The organism is Streptomyces coeruleorubidus (assembly GCF_008705135.1).
GTDB classification, from domain to species: domain Bacteria; phylum Actinomycetota; class Actinomycetes; order Streptomycetales; family Streptomycetaceae; genus Streptomyces; species Streptomyces coeruleofuscus.
This window is the reverse complement of sequence record NZ_CP023694.1, coordinates 1,631,579-1,649,898: the sequence shown is the minus strand read 5'-3', so window position 1 is coordinate 1,649,898 and position 18,320 is coordinate 1,631,579. Positions and strand designations below refer to the sequence as shown.

The following is an 18,320-nucleotide window of genomic DNA, read 5'->3' as shown; positions in this document are numbered from 1 at the left end:
CGTGAGGAGTCGCACCATGCGCAAGACCGCTCCACGGCTCAGACTCGCCGGGGCGCTCGCCGCCGCGCTGATGCTCGGCGGCATCGCCACCGGGCCGACGGCACAGGCGGACGAACGGCACGGCAAGGAACCCACCCTCGCCGACCTCGCCCAGCGGCACGGCCGTTACTTCGGCAGCGCCACCGACAACCCCGAGCTCGTCGACGAGCCGTACAAGGCCCTGCTCGGCAGCGAGTTCGACCAGATCACGCCCGGCAACGGCATGAAGTGGTACGCGACCGAACCCCAGCAGGGCGTGTTCGACTTCTCCCAGGGCGACGAGATCGTGAACCTCGCCCGTGCCAACCGGCAGAAGGTGCGCGGGCATACCCTCGTCTGGCACAGCCAGTTGCCCGCGTGGCTCACCGAGCGGGAGTGGACGGCCCGGGAGCTGCGGGCCGTGCTGAAGAAGCACGTGCAGGCCGAGGTTCGGCACTACCGGGGCAAGGTGTTCGCCTGGGACGTCGTCAACGAGGCGTTCAACGAGGACGGTACGTACCGCGAGTCGGTCTTCTACAAGACGCTCGGGCCCGGTTACATCGCCGACGCGCTGCGCTGGGCGCACCAGGCCGATCCGCGCGTCAAGCTGTACCTCAACGACTACAACATCGAAGCGATCGGCCCGAAGAGCGACGCGTACTACAAGCTGGCCAAGGAACTGAAGGCCAAGGGCGTCCCGCTGCACGGCATCGGCCTCCAGGCCCATCTGGCCCTCCAGTACGGCTATCCGACGACCCTGGAGGACAACCTCCGCCGCTTCTCCCGGCTCGGCCTCGACACATCGCTCACCGAGGTCGACATACGGATGCAGCTCCCCGCGACCGAGGAGAAGCTGGCCCAGCAGGCCGAGTGGTACCGGGATCTGACCGAGGCCTGCCTGGAAGTGCGCCGCTGTGTCGGCATCACCCTGTGGGACTACACGGACAAGTACTCGTGGATCCCGGCGTTCTTCCCTGGCGAGGGCGCGGCCCTGCCGTGGGACGAGCAGCTGGCCCCCAAGCCGGCGTACTTCGCGCTCCGTGAGGCACTCGGGGGGAGGTAGGGGGGTGGATGGCGCTCCGGTGTGTGGGCGGAGCGGGGCGCCATCCTGAGCGTGCCGGGGCGAGTCGACCTGGCTGGGGCCACACCGCGCCGCTTCGGCGGCCGAGCGGCGGCAGGCCGCGTCGCAGCCTCGGGGCACGCCCGGCGGGAAGGCCGCGGCTGCGCTGCGCCAACCGGGGGGAAGGCCGCGCCGTGCCGAGGGAGGCTGGGCGTCGTGGGGAGTGTCGGGTCGGTGGAGCCGGCCGTGGCTCGCTTGAATCACGCCTTGCCGCATTCCGCACGGTCGGGTGAGTCCGTCAGGTCCGCCCCGCCGGAGGCGCCGTGCTGGACCGGATCACCAGGTCCGTGCCCAGTTCCACCCGCGGTGAGTCGGGCTGTTGGTCTCGGGTGAGTCGGAGGACCGTGCGGGCGGCCAGTTTGCCCATGTCGGCCAGGGGCTGTCGGACCGTGGTCAGCGGTGGAGCCGACCAGCGGACTTCCGGAAGGTCGTCGAAACCGACCACGCTCATGTCCTGCGGCACCCGCAGCCCGCGTCGGCGCAGTGCCTCGATCGCGCCGAGCGCCATCTGGTCGCTGGCCGCGAACACGGCGGTCGGCGGCTCGGGCAGGCCGAGCAGCGTCTCGCAGGCGGTGAAGCCGGACTCGGGGCGGAAGTCGCCGGGGACGACGAGGGACTCGTCCATCCCGATGCCGGCGCCCTCCAGCGCCGCGCGGTAGCCGTCCAGCCGGGCCCGGGAGCACAACAGCCGCGGCGGCCCGGCGATCAGGCCGATCCGGCGGTGGCCGAGGGACAGCAGGTGCTCGGTGGCCGCCATGCCGCCCGACCAGTTGGCGGCACCGATGGTGGGTGCCTCCAGGGCGGGCGAGCCCGCCGGGTCGACGACGACGAGCGGGACGCCGAGAATGCGCAGTTCCTCATGGAGCGTCGGCTCCAGGGCCGAGGTGACGAGGATGACGCCGTCGGAGGCTCGGGCCCGGAGGTTGCGCATCCACTCGCGGGCGTCGCCCGAACGCCCGTGGATGGCCGACACCACCGTGCCGACCCCGGCCGCGTGCGCGACCTCCTCGACCCCGCGGATGATCTCGACGGCCCAGGGGCTGTCGAGGTTGTTGAAGACCAGGTCGAGCAGGGCGGCACGGGTTCCGGGGGCCGCGGGGCGCTTGCGGTAGCCGTGGCGGCGCAGCAGGTCCTCGACGCGGGCCCGGGTCTGCGGCGACACGTCGGACCGGCCGTTGACGACACGGGACACGGTCGGTACGGACACGCCGGCCTGCCGGGCGATCTCCGTGATCGTGACCTTGCCCGCGGACTCGGCCTCACCTGCTGCCACTTGCCCCACCTCCGTCGACGGGTGACCCCGAAACTTCCAGGAGTCTTCCGGAAAACGGGCATCCGTGGGAAGGCTGTGCGAGGGCATGAACGGGACGTCGCGGGAGGTGACGGGGAGTGACAGCTCCCGGACACGCGTCGGGGCCGGTTCGCAGAGTGTCCTGCGGCCGGCCCCTCATGTCTACGGGCGGTACGTCACGCCGCCCGGCGGCCTCAGGCGGCCGTCATCACCTGGCTTGAGGCCAGCGGACGGTGCGGGTCGATGACCCGGCCGTCCGGCAGGAGCTCGCCGGTGTCCTCGAAGAGCACCACGCCGTTGCACAGCAGGCTCCAACCCTGCTCCGGGTGGTGCGCCACGAGACGGGCGGATTCCCGGTCGGCGGATTCGGCTGACGGGCACGGAGTCTGGTGCTGGCACATGGGTGGGATCTCTCGCTGTGTCGTGATGGATGGGATGGCTGAGTCGGCTGTCGTGTCTGTTCCGCGGCTAGAAGTGTCGTTCATGGCCGCCCCCCGTTGTGATAAGTCGTCGGAACCCAGTGTTGCCCTACGGGCGTCGATCCGCAGGGATTTCGCGGCACGGCTTCTCACAGGTTCATGACGCATCACCCGCGCGGACGGTTCAGCCCAACTGGGCTGTCACTTCGGATGGTTCGTAGTGGCCGAATGGGGCTAGTCCGATCGAGCAGGTGGTCCATTTCGGCTCGTACGAGCTATTGGGTGCTCGTAAGAGCGGGCTCATGAGTGCGCTCCTACGAGCGAACTCATGGTGTGCTCGCACGAGCGAACTCATAGTGTGCTCGTTCATCGGCAAAAAGGGGCGACCCCGCCGCCGGGAATTCGGCGACGGGGCGCGGAGATCTTCGGTGTGCGGCGCTTCAGGCGGGTGAGCCGAGCAGTCGCGTGGGAGTCACCCGGTGGGTCAGCACCGGAAGCAGTTCGGCGACACGGTGCGGGCGATGGGCCGCGATGCCGGGAGGTGCGGGGGCCAGCGGGACGAGCAGGTCGGTGGCGGCGGGATGGCCGGTGGCGCCGTCGGCGGTGCAGTCCTCGTGCAGCCAGAGCGTCAGCATGTACAGGCTGGGTACGGACAGCAGGCGGGGCTGGTACGGCTGCGGCATCGTCTCGGCCTGGCGCAGGGCGCGCTCGGTGGAGGTGATGTACGGGCCCTCGAAGAAGCGGGAGAAGGCCCAGCCGTCGGGAGTCAGCATGGTCTCCGCCGCGGCCACCGCGCGGTCGCCGATGCGGATCAGGAAGCGCCACCCGGCCAGCCGGGTGGCCGACACGCCCTCTGCCGTGACCCGGTCGAGGACGTGGACGGGCAGGGGGAGCTCGGGAGTGGCGGGTCCCTGGGCGCGGAGCAGGGAGGGAGTTCGGGCCTCGCGAACCGCGGTGGGAGAGGAGAGCGCAGTGAGGACGGAACGGAGTGCGGGCGCGGGAGCCGGCGGGACATGCAGCGGCATGGTGGGTCGCCTCTCATTCAAAGGCACGGCGGCACGAGGGCGGGGGCGGACGGCGCTGTCAGCTCACGGGGGTCAGAGAGGCAGGGGCCAGGGTCTCAAGAACGAGAGGGGGGTGGGGTCCGCCGAACATCGCCTCGACGGCGTGACCCATCGACCGTGGGCGCCAACCTTCTGCCTTGTTCGCGGAGTTTATACGACACGGGTTCAGACTGTGTTTCGTCTAGCCGTTTCCGGTGAGTAGAACAAGGGTACATTCGGTCGGCGATACGCGAGAATTATCCCGATTCCACGCGGGGTGCGCGGCGATGACCTCGGCGAATGCCTCCGCGGCGGTCGGCCCATTCTCGTTGGCGTTTTTCACGAGTGCGCACTACCCGAAACCCCGGCCTCTGTGTCATGCCGAGTGAATGTGCCACCGGTCATACGTGACCAGCGTAGCGGTCGGCGGGTCCCTCCGGGACGTTATCGATCGCTTTCGCTGGGCATCCTCCACCTGACCGGGACCCCGGCGGCCGGATCTTCGGCCCCGCACCATCCGAGGAGGGACGCTTCGATGGGGGAGAAGGTCGTGGCAGGCCGGTTCGACCTGTCCGATCGCCAGCGCTACCGTGACAAGCTCCGTCGGTGTCTGACGGGCTTGGAGCGACTCCTGGCGGAGAAGCGGTTCGATCGCCCCAAGAACCTCATGGGGCTGGAGATCGAGTTGAATCTCGCGGGCACCGACGGCATGCCGAAAATGTTGAACGCGCAAGTCCTCGAACGTATCGCGAGTCGTGATTTCCAAACAGAACTCGCCATGTTCAACCTGGAAGTCAACATTCCCCCACACCGCTTGGGTGACCGGGTATTCGACCGGCTCGCCGAGGAACTCCGTACGTCACTGGCATATGCCGACCGGAAAGCCGGCGAGGTCGACGCGGGAATCGTGATGATCGGTATTCTGCCGACCCTCGACCGGGACGACCTGGTGTCGTCGAACCTCTCCGACGTCGACCGCTACACCCTCCTCAACGACCAGATCGTGGCCGCCCGCGGCGAGGAGTTCACCCTCGACATCGCCGGCGTGGAACACCTGAGCTGCACGTCCAAGTCCATCGCGCCGGAGGCCGCCTGCACCTCCGTGCAACTGCACCTCCAGGTCACGCCTGCCCGCTTCGCCGACGTGTGGAACGCGGCCCAGGCGGTCGCCGCCGCGCAGATCGCCGTCGGCGCCAACTCGCCCTTCCTCTTCGGCCGAGAGCTGTGGCGCGAGTCGCGGCCCCCGCTGTTCCAGCAGTCCACCGACACCCGCCCGCCCGAACTCCAGGCCCAGGGCGTCCGGCCGAGGACCTGGTTCGGTGAGCGCTGGATCAGCTCGGCGTACGACCTGTTCGAGGAGAACCTGCGCTACTACCCGGCGCTGCTGCCGATCTGTGACGACGAGGACCCGCTGGAGGTGCTCGACCAGGGCGGAGTCCCGAGTCTCGCCGAGCTCGTCCTGCACAACGGGACGGTCTACCGCTGGAACCGCCCGGTCTACGGCATCGCCGACGGCGTCCCCCACCTGCGCGTGGAGAACCGCGTCCTGCCCGCCGGACCCACCGTCATCGACGTCGTGGCCAACGCCGCCTTCTACTACGGCCTCGTCCGCGCCCTCGCCGAGGAGGCCCGGCCGGTGTGGTCCCGGCTGCCGTTCGAGGCGGCCGCAGCCAACTTCGACGCCGCCTGCAAGGACGGCATCGACGCCCGCTTCACCTGGCCCCGGCGCGGCCGCTACGGCGGGACCGCGCAGGTCGACGCGGTGAGCCTGGTCCGCGACGAGCTGCTGCCGCTCGCCGAGGCCGGGCTGGACGCGTGGGGCGTGGAGCCGGCCGACCGCGATCTGTACCTGGGTGTGATCGAGGAGCGGTGCCGGCGCAGGGTGAACGGGGCGAGCTGGCAGGCCGCGACCTTCCACAAGGCGCTGGACGCGGGCCACCCGAGGGACGCCGCGCTGGCGGCCACGACCCGGCGCTACCGGGAGCTGATGCACAAGGGGGAGCCGGTGCACACCTGGCCTGTGGGGTCGCCGGAGCCGGTGCCGTTGGGCTGATGCGCCGCCGGGCCGATCTCCTGCTGCCCTCATACTGATCCGACAGGTCGGTGAAGTGGAGGCAGGTGTGCAGGCGGAGGCGGGCCCGGGGGCCGACGATTCCATTCCCCAGCAGCGGCTCTCGCGGCGGATGCTCCGCAACGAGACGCTGCTCGTGCTGGCGCTCTCGCTGGGTGCGAGCGGGGTCTCCGCCCTGATCAGCTTCATCGGCTCGGTCACCAAGCCCGGCGGACTGAAGGACCAGGCGGCCACCCTGAACGCCTCGGCCGCGCCCGGCCGTCCCTGGCTCGACCTGGCCTGGCAGCTCTTCGGGATCACCACCGCGCTCGTGCCCGTCGCACTCGTCGCGCACTTCCTGCTGCGCGAGGGCGCGGGCCTGCGCAGCATCGGCTTCGACCGCACCCGGCCCTGGCCCGACCTCGGCCGCGGGGCGGCGATCGCGGCGGTCATCGGCAGCACCGGAATCGCCTTCTACCTGGCCGCCCGGGGCTTCGGCTTCAACCTCACCGTGGTGCCCGAGGCGCTGCCCGACGTGTGGTGGAAGTACCCCGTGCTGATCCTCTCGGCGATCCAGAACGCGGTGCTGGAGGAAGTCATCGTCGTCGGCTACCTGCTGCGCCGACTGGACCGGCTGGGGTGGACACCGATGGCCGCGCTGGTGGGCAGCTCGGTCCTGCGCGGCTCGTACCACCTCTACCAGGGCATCGGCGGCTTCATCGGCAACATGGTCATGGGCGTGGTGTTCGTCTACCTGTACCGCCGCTGGGGGCGAGTGGGCCCGCTGGTGGTGGCCCACTCGCTGCTCGACATCGGTGCCTTCGTGGGGTACGCCCTGCTGGCGGGCAAGGTCGGCTGGCTGCCGACGGCGTGAGGGACCTGGGAAGGGGGCGTCTCAGGCCAGCAGCTCGCCCTCGATGACGGTGACAGCCCGGCCGGTCAGCAGGGTGCGGTCACCGCGCAGCTCCGTGCGGACGCGGCCGGAGCGGGGTGAGGCCTGGAGGCCGGTGAGGCGGGGGCTGCCGAGGCGCGCGGACCAGAACGGGGCGAGCGCGGTGTGGGCGCTGCCGGTCACCGGGTCCTCGTCGATGCCGACGTTCGGGAAGAAACAGCGCGAGACGAAGTCGTAGCCCCGGTCGGGGTCGTCCGCGCGAGCCGTGGCGATGACACCGCGCTCGGAGTGGGCGGCGAGGGCCCTGAGGTCGGGGCGGAGGCCGTGCACCGTCTTCTCGTCGGCGACCTCGACCAGCAGGTCGCCGACGTTCGGGCCGGTGTCGAGGACGGTGAGCGGCTCGGTGCCCAGGGCCTCGGCGAGGCCGTCCGGCGGGTCGACCCGGGTGAGCGGAGCCGTGGGGAAGTCCAGCGTCACGGAGCCGTCTCCGGCGGGAGTGGCCACGAGGACGCCGCTGCGGGTGGCGAACCGTACCGGGCCCTCGTGGGTGCCGGTGGTGTGCAGGACGTGGGCGGTGGCCAGGGTCGCGTGACCGCACATCGCGACCTCCGTGGCCGGCGTGAACCAGCGCAGCGCCCAGTCGGCCTCGCCGCCCTCGGGGAGGGGACGGGCGAAGGCCGTCTCGGAGTGGTTGACCTCCAAGGCGATGTTCTGGAGTCGGGTGTCGTCCTGGAAGGCGTCCGCGTCGTTCAGGAGAACGACCCCGGCCGGGTTTCCGGAGAAGGGGCGATCGGTGAAGGCGTCGACGATGTGAATCCGCATGCCTGGACGTTAGAGGTCCGCCGAAGCGGCAGGCCAAGGCCAATTCGCGAGTACTGGCCCGGTTTCCCGCCGTTCTCATGGTGAGTGTGGCCCCGGTCCGGGCCTTGCCATCCGAACACTACCGATATATCGTTGAGGCATCGCGACAGATCAACGATGGAATGGAGAGTGTTGGCGATGCATACTCACGGATTTGAGCACGGACATGGCCACGGCGGACCGCGTCACGGCGGCCGGGGCGCCTTCGAGGGGCTGCGTGCGGCCTTCGGGCCGTTCGGGCCGGGCGGCCCCGGCTGGGGCGGGCCCGGTGGCCCGGGCTTCGGTCCCGGGCCCTGGGGCGGACGAGGGCGCGGCGGGCCGAGGGGGCGGGCGCGGCGCGGTGACGTACGGGCCTCGATCCTGGCCCTGCTGAAGGACCGGCCGATGCACGGCTACGAGATGATCCAGGAGATCGCCGAGCGCAGCGGCGGGGCGTGGAAGCCCAGTCCCGGCTCGGTGTACCCCACCCTCCAGTTGCTGGAGGACGAGGGCCTGATCGCGAGTGAGTCCGAGGGCGGCAAGAAGTTGTTCTCGCTCACCGAGGCGGGTCGCACCGCGGCCGAAGAGGGGCCCGAGGCGCCCTGGGAAGAGGCCTCCCGCGGAGTCGACTGGGAGGCTCTCGGCGAGATCCGCCAGGCCGGCTTCGGTCTCATGGAGGCCTTCGGTCAGGTCTGGAAGACCGGCAGCAAGGAGCAGCGGGAGAAGGCGCTCGGCGTCATCAATGAAGCCCGCAAGAAGCTGTATCTGATCCTCGCCGACGAGGACTGACGAGGACTGACGAGGACTGACGAGCGCTGACGCGGACTGACGAGGGCTTACGAAGACTGAGCGATCGAGCGTCGTCCGAGTGCGGTGCCCGCAGGCGCCCCGTGGAGTGATCCACGGGGCGCCTCGGCCTGTGCCGGGTGTGTGCCGCCGGGGATGTCGCCGGTGCCCGGGGTGTCAGGTCACCAGGCCGTCCAGCTTGCGCAGCGACTCGTTGAGGGCGGCCGTGGCCGAGTCCTTGAGTCTGCCCGCCATCAGCGACACCGTCGCGCCCGTGAACGCGCCGTCGATGCGCACCGTCGTCGCGTCGCCGTCGGGTGTGAGGGTGTAGCGCGTCGCGACGGTCACGCCCATCGGGCCCTTGCCGCGGATGGCGAGCACCCGGGCCGGTTCCAGTGTCTCGACGGTCCACTCCACCTCGGCCGGGAAGTTCATGAGCCGCATGTTCTCCTGGAACGCGGCACCCACTTCGAGGGGCTCGGGGCCTCCCGACGGGAAGCTCGTGTGGGTCGCGTTCCACTCGCCGTACCTGGACCAGTCCGTGAGTGTGACCCACACCTTCTCGGCCGGCGCCCCGATGCGTGACTCCGCGCTCACTTCGGCCATGCGACCACCTCTTCGCGTCGGGCTGGGATGTCGCGGAACGTAGCCGCGACGGCCGCAATGTTCAATACTGATGAACCGTCAGCCATTTCGGGGTGTCCGGTGAAACAGCCTGATGTCCTCCGTAAGGAGGAGATTCCGGCCTGCGGTGTCCACTTTCCGTGGGACGCGAAGATGCTCCGCTCCGGGGATGACCCGGGCCGCCGGGACTGATGGGGTAGGGGTGTGCAATCCCGTATCCCCCGCCAGTCGGCGCATGAGCACGGCATCCACCGCGCGGAGAACGATGCCAGGCTCAGTGACGAGCTGGCATCGGTGGTCACCGGTGCCCGCCGGAGAGCGGTCAGGGACGCGGACCGGCAGATCGACACCGCCCATCTGCTCCACTCGCTGCTGGAGTCCGACCCCGAGGCGCGTGCCGTCGTCGGCGAGGGGCCGCAGATCGCGCGGCTGCTCGGCTACCTCGTCCAGCGCAGCATCGGATACGGCCTGCGCTGGCAGAGCGGCGTCGAGGACTCCGGCGCCGTCCCCATGGTGACGGAGACCGCGGGCTTCTCGCCGCTGGCCGCGGCCTCGATGGAGTACGCCTGCGAACGTGCCGAGCGACACGGGGGACCGGCCCGCGGTGTCGATCTGCTCACCGCGATCGTCGTCGACTCGCAGTCGCGCGCGGTCGAGGTGCTCCGGCGTGCCGGGATCGACCCGCACGCGGTGCTCGCCCGGCTCGACGGCTGGTCCGAGCGGCCTCAGGAAGGTCTCGACCGGTCCGAGGAGTGCGCTGACCGGTCTCAGGAGTGCGTGAGTGGTGGCGAAGGCGCTTACTGACCGGTCCCTCGCGGAGCCGCTCCTCGTGTCCGGACAGTAGGACAGGTGCCATAAGGGGTGACGCTCCTGTCATGGCCTGTCATCATGTGCCGGTGCGTACGTCTGACAGCAGCCCCAGCAGTCCCAGCAGCCCCAGGCACGGCAAGGGTGTGGGCCTCGGCCTCGCGCTCCTGTCCGCGGTCGCCTTCGGCGGATCCGGTGTCGCGGCCAAGCCGCTGATCGAGGCGGGCCTGGACCCGCTGCACGTGGTGTGGCTGCGCGTGGCGGGGGCGGCCCTGGTGATGCTGCCGCTCGCCGTGCGCCACCGCGCGCTGCTGCGCCGCCGGCCCGGACTGCTCATCGGGTTCGGGCTGCTGGCCGTCGCCGGTGTCCAGGCCTGCTACTTCGCCGCGCTCTCCCGTATCCCCGTCGGGGTGGCGCTGCTCATCGAGTACCTGGCGCCCGCCCTCGTGCTGGGCTGGGTGCGGTTCGTGCAGCGGCGGCCAGTGACGCGAGCCGCGGCGGTCGGTGTCGTCCTTGCCGTCGGCGGTCTCGCGTGCGTCGTCGAGGTGTGGTCGGGGCTCGGCTTCGATGCCCTGGGACTGCTGCTCGCACTCGGCGCGGCCTGCTGCCAGGTCGGCTACTTCGTCCTCTCCGACCAGGGCAGTGACGCCGGGGACGAGGCGCCCGACCCGCTCGGCGTCATCGCCTACGGCCTGCTCGTCGGCGCGGCCGTGCTGACCGTCGTCGCCCGGCCCTGGAACATGGACTGGTCCGTGCTCACGGGCACCGCGCGCATGGACGGCAGGCCCGTCGCCGCGTTCGCCCTGCTGGCCTGGATCGTCCTCGTCGCCACGGTCGTCGCGTACGTCACCGGCGTGCTCGCCGTGCGGCGGCTCTCCCCGCAGGTCGCCGGTGTCGTGGCCTGTCTCGAAGCGGTCATCGCCACCGTCCTGGCCTGGATCCTGCTGGGCGAGCACCTGTCGGCGCCGCAGCTCGCCGGTGGCGTGATCGTGCTGGTGGGCGCGTTCATCGCACAGTCCTCGACGCCCTCGAAGGGCTCCGGGCAGCCGGTGGCGAGCGGCGGCCCGGAAAGGAAGTTGTCCCGGCCCGGCAGGGCCGCATAAGGTGCCGATCATGCCTTCGAACGCACTCGTTCTTCCGCCTCCGGCCGCCTGAGGCGGGCCCTCCGGAAACCGCGCCCGGCATGTCACCGCCGGGCCGAACGGTGCTGCCCGCAGACGAAGTCCGCGGACCCCGCTGATCGACGTGATCCGGGGCCCTTCCCGAACTTCCGCGCACCAGCCGCCGCCGCTCCCGCGCGGCGCGCCGTGCGCGTCTGCGGAGAGAACACGTGTCGAACACTGCCTCCGGCCTGCCCGTAGGGCGAGGCCTCCTCTATCTGATCGTCGCCGGTGTCGCCTGGGGCACCGCGGGCGCGGCCGCCTCACTGGTCTACCAGGCCAGTGACATGGGCCCCGTCGCCCTCTCCTTCTGGCGCTGCGCCACCGGACTCGTGCTGCTGCTCGCCGTCCGGCTCGTCCGGCCGCGCGCCCGGGCCGCCGTACGGGAGCCGCTGAGCCGCCGGACGCTGCGCGCCGGCGTCACCGGAATCGGGCTCGCGGTGTTCCAGACGGCCTACTTCGCGGCCGTCTCCGCCACCGGCCTCGCCGTCGCCACGGTCGTCACCCTGGGCGCCGGACCGGTGCTCATCGCGCTCGGCGCCCGGCTGACGCTCGCCGAGCGCCTCGGCCGGGGCGGAGCCGCCGCGGTCGCGGGCGCGCTCACCGGGCTCGCGGTCCTCGTCCTCGGCGGCGGGGGCACGACCGTGCGCCCGTGGGGTGTGCTGCTCGCGCTGCTGTCCGCGGCCGGGTACAGCGTGATGACGCTGCTCATCCGCCGGTGGGGCCGCGGCGGCGAGGCCGACGCCTCCCGGACGACCGTCGGGGCCTTCGCCGTCACGAGCCTGTGCCTGTTGCCGTTCGCCCTGTCCGAGGGGCTGCTGCCGCACACCGAGGACCCCGGCCGGGTCCTGGTCGTGCTGGCGTACGTCGCCGCCGTCCCCACGGCCCTCGCCTACGGCCTCTACTTCGCGGGCGCGGCCGTCGTACGGTCGGCCACCGTCTCGGTGATCATGCTGCTGGAGCCGGTGAGCGCGGCGGTGCTCGCCGTCGTACTGCTCGGTGAGCACCTCACGGCGGCGACGCTGGCCGGGACGTTGCTGATGCTGGGCTCGGTGGCGGGGCTCGCGGTGGGCGAGGCGCGCGGCGTAAGGGCCAAGGAGCCGGTGATGCTCGTGTGACTACCGGGCGGGGAGCTGCGGCCGGTTGCGCGGCTCCCCGCGCCCCTTACCGTGCCCTCAAGTAGTCGGGCAGCTCGGTGCCGGCGGCGAGGTCCGGGTCGGCGATCGGAGTGCCGTAGGTCTTCCGCACCGGGACCACACCGGCCCAGTGCGGCAGGCCGAGGTCCTCCGGTTCGTCGTTCACGCCGCCGGTGCGGAGCTTGGCGGAGACCTCGTCCAGGTCGAGGCGGAGCACCGCGGTGGCGGCCAGCTCCTTCTTGCTGGCCGGTCGCGAGTCGGCGGAACGGCCCGGCACGACGTGGTCGACCAGGGCGTCCAGGGCCTGCCGCTTCTCCTCGGGGTCCGTCACGTCGTGCGCGACGCCGTGCACCACCACGGAACGGTAGTTGATCGAGTGGTGGAAGGCCGAGCGGGCGAGGACCAGCCCGTCGACGTGCGTGACGGTCAGGCAGACCGGGAGACCCGGATCGGCCTGGCCGGCCGCCCGCAGCGGACGCGAGCCCGTCGAACCGTGCACATAGAGCCGCTCGCCGACCCGGGCGTACAGCGTGGGCAGCACGACCGGGGCGCCGTCGCGGACGAAGCCCAGATGGCAGACGTAGGCCTCGTCGAGTATCGAGTGCACCAGTTCCCTGTCGTACGAGGCCCGGTCCGGCGCGCGGGTGGGGACGGTGCGGTCGGTGGGGGCGTAGGCGGCGGGTTGCGACGGCGTGGTCCCCTGCATGGCGCTCTCCATTGCACTAGTGCATACTTGGGTTTGTGCTAGGAGAGTATCGGATCAGCGGGCGTCGCGCAGCGGACATTTCCGCGAGCATCGAGCGGGCGGTGGGGAGCGGTGAGCTGCGTCCCGGTCAACTGCTGCCGCCCATGCGGGAATTGGCGGAGCGGCTGGGAGTGAATCCCAACACGGTCGCGGCCGCGTACCGGACTCTGCGCGAGCGTGGGGTCATCGAGACCGCGGGCCGGCGCGGCAGCCGCGTGCGGCCCGCTCCGGCCACGACCGGGCGGGACCACATCAGGGTCGACGTCCCCGAAGGCGTGCGCGACGTGTCCAGCGGCAATCCGGATCCGGCGCTGCTGCCGGCCCTCGCGGCGGCGTTCGCGGCGGCGGCCGCCGAGGGCGACCGTGCTCCGGTCCTGTACGGCGAGGCGCCCGTGGATCCCGAGCTGGCCCGGATCGCCCGGGACGGGTTCGACGCCGACGGGGTGCCGGAAGGGCCGCTCGCCGTGGTCTCCGGAGCGCTCGACGCCGTGGAGCGGGTCCTGGCGGCCCACCTCAAGCCCGGCGACACCGTTGCCGTCGAGGATCCCGGCTGGAGCCGGACCCTGGACCTCGTCCCGGCGCTCGGGTTGCGGACCGTCCCCGTCGGCCTCGACGACGAGGGGCCGTACGCCGATGACGTACGGCGGGCGCTGGAGTCCGGGGCGCGTGCCCTGATCGTCACGGACCGGGCGCAGAACCCGACCGGCGCGGCGGTGAGCGCCGCACGCGCGCGTGCCCTGCGGTCCGTGCTCCGGGAGTACCCGGAGACCCTGCTCATCGAGGACGACCACGGGCACGGCATCGTCGACGTGCCCCTCCACCCGCTGGCCGGGGCCACCCGGCACTGGGCGTTCGTGCGCTCGGCCGCCAAGGCCTACGGACCCGATCTGCGCCTCGCCCTGCTCACCGGGGACGCCGTCACCGTCGACCGGGTGCACGGCCGGCAGCGGCTCGGGCCCGGCTGGGTGAGCCGGCTGATGCAGCGGGCGCTGGTGCGGCTGTGGGCCGACGGGGCGGTGGACACGCGCGCGGTGGCGGCGGCGTACGGGAGGCGCCGGGACGCGCTGATCGGCGCGCTCGGCCGGCGCGGTGTCGTGGCGCAGGGGCGCAGCGGCATGAACGTGTGGCTGCCCGTGCCCGACGAGACCGGCGCCGTCGCCCGGCTGCTGCACGCGGGCTGGGCCGTCGCCCCCGGCGCGCGCTTCCGGCTGAGCGCACCGCCCGGCATCCGGGTCACCGTTTCGACGCTCGCCGGGGACGAGACAGAGGCGCTGGCGGACGCGATCGCCTCGGCCCTGGGGCCGGCGCCGGCGCGGAGTTACGTCTGAGGCTCCGGGTTGGGGCGTCCTTGGACCGGCTGGGTGGGCGCGTTCGTGGACCGGCTGGGTGTGGGGCGTTCGTGCACCGGCCACGCGTACGCCGGACGCCCCGGCCCGCCCCTACGCCCGCCCCCTACGCCCGGACCTTCGGCCGGACCTGCGTAAGTGCCGCGCCGATCAGGACGATCACCGCCCCGACCGGTGTCGACCAGGTGAGCGACTCGCCCAGGAGCGCGACGCCCGCGGCCGTGGCGATGACCGGGATGAAGTACGTGACCATCTGGGCGGTCGTCGGCCCGACCTCGGCGACCAGGCCGTACTGGAGGAGGACGGCGAGGCCCGTGCCGAGTGCGCCCAGGGCGGCGATCGCCAGCAGCGGCCCGACCGACAGGTTGGTGGGCAGGTTGGTGAACAGCGGGGTGACGACGGCCAGTTGGGCCGTGGCGAGCAGCAGCTGCGCGCCGGTCATCGACAGGTGCGAGTGGCTGGTGCCGGCCAGGGTGCGGCGGACGTAGATCCAGCCGATCGGGTAGCTGAGGGAGGCCAGCAGGGCCAGTGCCGTGCCGGTGGCGTCCAGGCCGTGGAAGCCCTGCCAGGCGCCCAGCACCGTGAGCACTCCGAGGAAGCCGAGCCCGAGTCCGGCGACCCGCACCCGGGTCGGGCGGTCCTCCGACAGGGCGACCAGGGACAGTGCCATGCCCCACAACGGCGACGTCGCGTTGCAGATGCCCGCCAGCGTGGACGGGATGGTCAGCTCGGCGTACGCGAACAGCGAGAACGGCAGGGCGTTGAGCAGGAACGCGGCGACCGTCAGATGCCCCCAGGTGCGCGCCCCGCGCGGCAGCCGCTCGCGGCGGACCGCCATCGCCGCGGCCAGTACCGCCGTACCGAACACCAGTCGTCCGAGCGTGACCTGGAACGGCGCGTACCCCTCGGTGCCCACCTTGATGAGGAGGAAGCTGAAGCCCCAGATCAAAGACAGGGCGGCGAAGCGGAGACGCCAGTCGAGGCGGCGACGGGGGTGGTCGCCCGAGGGGGTGGCGACCCGGCCGGGGGTGGTGACGGTGCTCATGGAAACCACGATGGCGGGCAAGAACCTCGTAGCACAATCGAGATTTCGCGACCGGTATTGCGTAGCATTGCTTACATGTTGAACCTGGAGCGCCTGCGCACCCTCGACGCCCTCGCCCGGCACGGCTCGGTCAGCGGCGCGGCCGAGGGGCTGCACATCACGACGTCCGCCGTCTCCCAGCAGATGTCCAAGCTGGAGCGGGAGGTCGGGCAGCAGCTCCTCGCCAAGAACGGCCGGGGCGTGCGGCTCACCGACGCGGGCCGGCTGCTCGCCGAGCACGCCGCGCGCATCCTGTCCCAGGTCGAGCTCGCCCAGTCCGACCTGGAGGCGCAGCGGGGACAGGTCGTCGGCGAGCTGAGACTCTCGGCGTTCCCGACGGCCGCCCGCGGCCTGTTCCCGCTCGCGCTGTCCGCACTGCGCGAGCGGCATCCCGCGCTCCGGCTGCGCTCCTGCGAGCTGGAACCGGAGGCCGCCCTCGCCGGGGTCGTGCGCGGCGACCTCGACCTCGCCGTGGTCCTCGACTGGTACAACAAGCCGATGGCGCTGCCCGACGGCCTGGTCAAGGCGCCGATCATGGACGACCCCGCCGATGTGGCCATGCCCGCGGACCACCGGCTCGCCGGGCGTGACGAGGTGGACCTCGCGGAGTTCGCCGACGACGAGTGGATCACCTGGGGCGAGGGCGAGTTCTGCCACGAGTGGCTGATGTACACGCTCCGCTCGCAGGGCATCGAGCCGCTCGTGGGCCACCGCGCCGCCGAGACCCACACCCAGCTCGCGCTGGTCGCCGCGGGGCTCGGCGTGTGTGTCGCCCCGCTGCTCGGCCGCCGTCCCGTGCCTGCGGGGGTCGTGACCGTCCCCGTCAGACAGCGGGTCCGGCGGCACGTGTACGTGGTCTGGCGCGCGGACGCCGACCGCCGCCCGTCGATCCGGGCCGCGGTGAAGGCCCTCCAGGCGGCGGGGGAGAGCCTCGGCTGAGCCCGGGCCCCGGCGCTACTGCGCCCCCAGCTTGCGGAAGTCCCAGGAGACGATCTTCTGCGGCGTCAGCCGCATCCAGGCGTGCCGGCCGTCGTGCGGCATCTCCTCCAGGCCGAAGTTCTTCCGGGCGAACAGCGTCTCCGGGACGTCGAGTTCGGCGCGCAGCTCGCCCGTGCGCGGTATCTCGCCCACGAACTCGACGGTGCCCGACAGTTCGACGCCGCGCAGCTCGTCGTACTCCTCGCCGGTGTCGACCACGATCGCCACCCGCGGGTCGCGCCGCAGGTCGGTCCACCGCTTGCTGCGCACGACCGAGTACAGCCACATCGAGGTGCCGTCCCAGGCGAACCACAGCGTGCTCACGTGCGGGGCGCCGTCGGCCGACACCGTGGCGACCCGGCAGGTGCGTTGTGTGGTGAGGAAATCGTCCAGCTCGCCCGGCGTCATCATGATCTTCCGGCCCCGGCGCTGCTGAGTGACGGTCATGCTCCCCCTCTTTCTTCTCTCACGTCGTGTCAGAGGAGATCCTCTGACATCACGTCAGAAAAGGATGGGTTCTCTTCCGTCCATGCGCAATGGTGGTTACGCTCACGCGCCCAGCCGCCGGCGCCCAGGGGGAACCGTGCCCGCGCACGCAGAGCTCAGCGAACTCCTCGATCCGCGGACCACCGTGCTGCTCACCGTCGAGTGCCAGGAGGGCGTCGTCGGAGCGGACAGCGCCCTGCCCGAACTCGCCGAGGAGGCCCGCGCCGGCGGGGTGCTCGCCAACGTCGCCCGGCTGGTGGCCGCCGCCCACGAAGGCGGCGTCCAGGTCGTCCACGCCATCGCCGAGCGCCGCCCCGACGGCCGCGGGGCCAGCCGCAACGCCCGCCTGTTCCGGGCCGCCGAACGCCTGCCCGTCCAGCAGCTGTCCGGCACGCCGGCGGTGCGGGTCGCGGCCCCGATCGAGGTCGCCGACGAGGACCTCGTCGTACGGCGCCTGCACGGGCTGTCGCCCCTCCAGGGCACCGACGTCGACCCGCTGCTGCGCAACCTCGGCTGCCGCACGCTGATCGTCACCGGGGTCTCGGCCAACGTGGCCGTTCCCAACGCCGTGTTCGACGCCGTGAACCGCGGCTACACCGCCGTCGTCCCGGCGGACGCCATCGCGGGAGTCCCGTCCGACTACACCCGCTCGGTGATCCGCCACACCCTCGCGTTGGTCGCCACGGTCGCGACCACGGACGAGGTGCTGGCGTGTCTCGCGCCCCCGGGCGGGGTCAGGCGAGCGTGATCGAATCGCCTTCCACGCTGATCTGCTTGGCCGCCAGCGGTTCGACCGCCGGCCCCTTCTTCACACTGCCGTCCAGGACGGAGAACTGGCTGCCGTGGCAGGTGCAGGAGATGATGTCGTCCTTGAGGTCCACCATCGGACAGTCCCGGTGGGTGCAGATCGTCGAGAAAGCCTTGTAGTCGCCCGCGGTCGGCTGCGAGACAACGACCTTCTCGTCCTTGAAGATCTTGCCGCTTCCCTCGGGGATGTCGGCGGTCTTCGCGAGGGCCGCACCACCGGCTCCCGCTCCGGTGGACGAGCCGCCCCCTTCGTTCGTCGCGCCGGCACCCTGTTCGGTGGACGGATCGGACGGCTCGTCCTCCGATCCGCACGCCGTCAGCGCCACGGTGAGCCCTGCCGCGCCCACCGCCGCCACGAGGGTGCGGCGGCTCGGTCCCGACTTCGGCTGAACTGATTCGCTGGTCATGCTGACGTTCCTTCCGGGGATTCGTGATCTGCCGAGAGGTACGGCCCCTGGGGACCGGCTGTTCAGACGATGTCGGAATCCTGACTGGTTCGCGGAAGGACATGGGTAAAGCTGAGCTGTCGGTTCGCTGTCGGGTTCCGGGGCGTCGTCGCGAGCCTGTCGCCGATCGCCCCGTTGTCGAACCAGTGGGCGCGGGTGTCTTCGCCGTGCGCCGATTCGCCGTGCGCCGATTCGGCGTGTGCCGATCAGGAGCTCATGCCGTTCCTAGGTGACTGCGCCTC

At 71.6% G+C, this 18,320-nt stretch carries 19 protein-coding genes; 10 read left to right on the top strand and 9 right to left on the bottom strand.

Annotated elements, in window-relative coordinates; genetic code table 11:
* Positions 1–16 precede the first annotated feature (16 nt).
* Positions 17–1,081, top strand: a complete 1,065-nt coding sequence (locus CP976_RS07735) for an endo-1,4-beta-xylanase (RefSeq protein ID WP_150479671.1) — start codon at positions 17–19, stop codon at positions 1,079–1,081.
* A 295-nt stretch (positions 1,082–1,376) separates the two neighbouring features.
* Here CP976_RS07735 and CP976_RS07730 read toward each other — a convergent pair whose 3' ends face one another.
* The 3 genes from CP976_RS07730 to CP976_RS07720 form a co-directional block, all read right to left on the bottom strand.
* A complete protein-coding gene (locus CP976_RS07730) occupies positions 1,377–2,411 on the bottom strand; it encodes a LacI family DNA-binding transcriptional regulator (protein WP_167537297.1) in 1,035 nt (344 codons plus the stop codon).
* A 212-nt stretch (positions 2,412–2,623) separates the two neighbouring features.
* A complete protein-coding gene (locus tag CP976_RS07725) occupies positions 2,624–2,830 on the bottom strand; it encodes a DUF5999 family protein (protein ID WP_086847082.1) in 207 nt (68 codons plus the stop codon).
* A gap of 458 nt (positions 2,831–3,288) precedes the next feature.
* A complete protein-coding gene (locus CP976_RS07720) occupies positions 3,289–3,873 on the bottom strand; it encodes a hypothetical protein (protein ID WP_167537296.1) in 585 nt (194 codons plus the stop codon).
* 553 nt (positions 3,874–4,426) lie between these two features.
* Between CP976_RS07720 and CP976_RS07715 the strand changes: the two genes are divergently transcribed.
* Together CP976_RS07715 and CP976_RS07710 are read left to right on the top strand one after the other, a co-directional pair.
* The gene (locus CP976_RS07715) at positions 4,427–5,944 is read left to right on the top strand and encodes a glutamate-cysteine ligase family protein (RefSeq protein WP_150479668.1); all 1,518 of its coding nucleotides are present in this window, start codon (positions 4,427–4,429) and stop codon (positions 5,942–5,944) included.
* A gap of 67 nt (positions 5,945–6,011) precedes the next feature.
* Complete coding sequence (locus tag CP976_RS07710; RefSeq protein ID WP_150485267.1) at positions 6,012–6,815, top strand: CPBP family intramembrane glutamic endopeptidase; 804 nt, start codon at positions 6,012–6,014, stop codon at positions 6,813–6,815.
* Between the two features lie 21 nt (positions 6,816–6,836).
* On the opposite strand, the gene CP976_RS07705 is transcribed toward CP976_RS07710, so the two are convergent.
* Complete coding sequence (locus CP976_RS07705) at positions 6,837–7,655, bottom strand: PhzF family phenazine biosynthesis protein (protein ID WP_150479667.1); 819 nt, start codon at positions 7,653–7,655, stop codon at positions 6,837–6,839.
* Positions 7,656–7,832: 177 nt separating this feature from the next.
* Here CP976_RS07705 and CP976_RS07700 point away from each other — a divergent pair, with 177 nt between their 5' ends.
* On the top strand, positions 7,833–8,462 hold the full coding sequence (locus tag CP976_RS07700; RefSeq protein WP_150479666.1) for a PadR family transcriptional regulator: 630 nt from the start codon (positions 7,833–7,835) through the stop codon (positions 8,460–8,462).
* Positions 8,463–8,636: 174 nt separating this feature from the next.
* Here the strand turns inward: CP976_RS07700 and CP976_RS07695 are convergent, their stop codons facing one another.
* On the bottom strand, positions 8,637–9,065 hold the full coding sequence (locus CP976_RS07695) for a type II toxin-antitoxin system Rv0910 family toxin (RefSeq protein ID WP_150479665.1): 429 nt from the start codon (positions 9,063–9,065) through the stop codon (positions 8,637–8,639).
* A gap of 222 nt (positions 9,066–9,287) precedes the next feature.
* On the opposite strand from CP976_RS07695, the gene CP976_RS07690 reads away from it, so the two are divergent.
* The 3 genes from CP976_RS07690 (at position 9,288) to CP976_RS07680 (ending at position 12,168) form a co-directional block, all read left to right on the top strand.
* Entirely contained in the window at positions 9,288–9,887 is a 600-nt protein-coding gene (locus tag CP976_RS07690) for a Clp protease N-terminal domain-containing protein (protein WP_150479664.1), read from the top strand.
* Between the two features lie 86 nt (positions 9,888–9,973).
* Entirely contained in the window at positions 9,974–10,993 is a 1,020-nt protein-coding gene (locus CP976_RS07685; RefSeq protein WP_150485266.1) for an EamA family transporter, read from the top strand.
* 227 nt (positions 10,994–11,220) lie between these two features.
* Complete coding sequence (locus tag CP976_RS07680; RefSeq protein WP_150479663.1) at positions 11,221–12,168, top strand: DMT family transporter; 948 nt, start codon at positions 11,221–11,223, stop codon at positions 12,166–12,168.
* A 46-nt stretch (positions 12,169–12,214) separates the two neighbouring features.
* Here CP976_RS07680 and CP976_RS07675 read toward each other — a convergent pair whose 3' ends face one another.
* Entirely contained in the window at positions 12,215–12,892 is a 678-nt protein-coding gene (locus tag CP976_RS07675; protein WP_150479662.1) for a pyridoxamine 5'-phosphate oxidase family protein, read from the bottom strand.
* Positions 12,893–12,927: 35 nt separating this feature from the next.
* Between CP976_RS07675 and CP976_RS07670 the strand changes: the two genes are divergently transcribed.
* Entirely contained in the window at positions 12,928–14,259 is a 1,332-nt protein-coding gene (locus tag CP976_RS07670) for an aminotransferase class I/II-fold pyridoxal phosphate-dependent enzyme (protein ID WP_150479661.1), read from the top strand.
* A 124-nt stretch (positions 14,260–14,383) separates the two neighbouring features.
* Here CP976_RS07670 and CP976_RS07665 read toward each other — a convergent pair whose 3' ends face one another.
* Entirely contained in the window at positions 14,384–15,322 is a 939-nt protein-coding gene (locus CP976_RS07665; RefSeq protein WP_150479660.1) for a DMT family transporter, read from the bottom strand.
* Positions 15,323–15,397: 75 nt separating this feature from the next.
* Here CP976_RS07665 and CP976_RS07660 point away from each other — a divergent pair, with 75 nt between their 5' ends.
* A complete protein-coding gene (locus CP976_RS07660) occupies positions 15,398–16,300 on the top strand; it encodes a LysR family transcriptional regulator (protein ID WP_150479659.1) in 903 nt (300 codons plus the stop codon).
* A gap of 15 nt (positions 16,301–16,315) precedes the next feature.
* Here CP976_RS07660 and CP976_RS07655 read toward each other — a convergent pair whose 3' ends face one another.
* Positions 16,316–16,786 carry a pyridoxamine 5'-phosphate oxidase family protein gene (locus CP976_RS07655; protein WP_150479658.1) on the bottom strand — a complete coding sequence of 157 codons (471 nt, stop codon included), beginning with the start codon at positions 16,784–16,786 and terminating at the stop codon, positions 16,316–16,318.
* Between the two features lie 136 nt (positions 16,787–16,922).
* Here CP976_RS07655 and CP976_RS07650 point away from each other — a divergent pair, with 136 nt between their 5' ends.
* On the top strand, positions 16,923–17,573 hold the full coding sequence (locus CP976_RS07650) for a cysteine hydrolase family protein (RefSeq protein ID WP_150479657.1): 651 nt from the start codon (positions 16,923–16,925) through the stop codon (positions 17,571–17,573).
* Here CP976_RS07650 and CP976_RS07645 read toward each other — a convergent pair.
* Positions 17,560–18,039, bottom strand: a complete 480-nt coding sequence (locus CP976_RS07645) for a Rieske (2Fe-2S) protein (protein ID WP_150479656.1) — start codon at positions 18,037–18,039, stop codon at positions 17,560–17,562. The genes CP976_RS07650 and CP976_RS07645 overlap by 14 nt on opposite strands.
* Between the last annotated feature and the right edge of the window lie 281 nt (positions 18,040–18,320).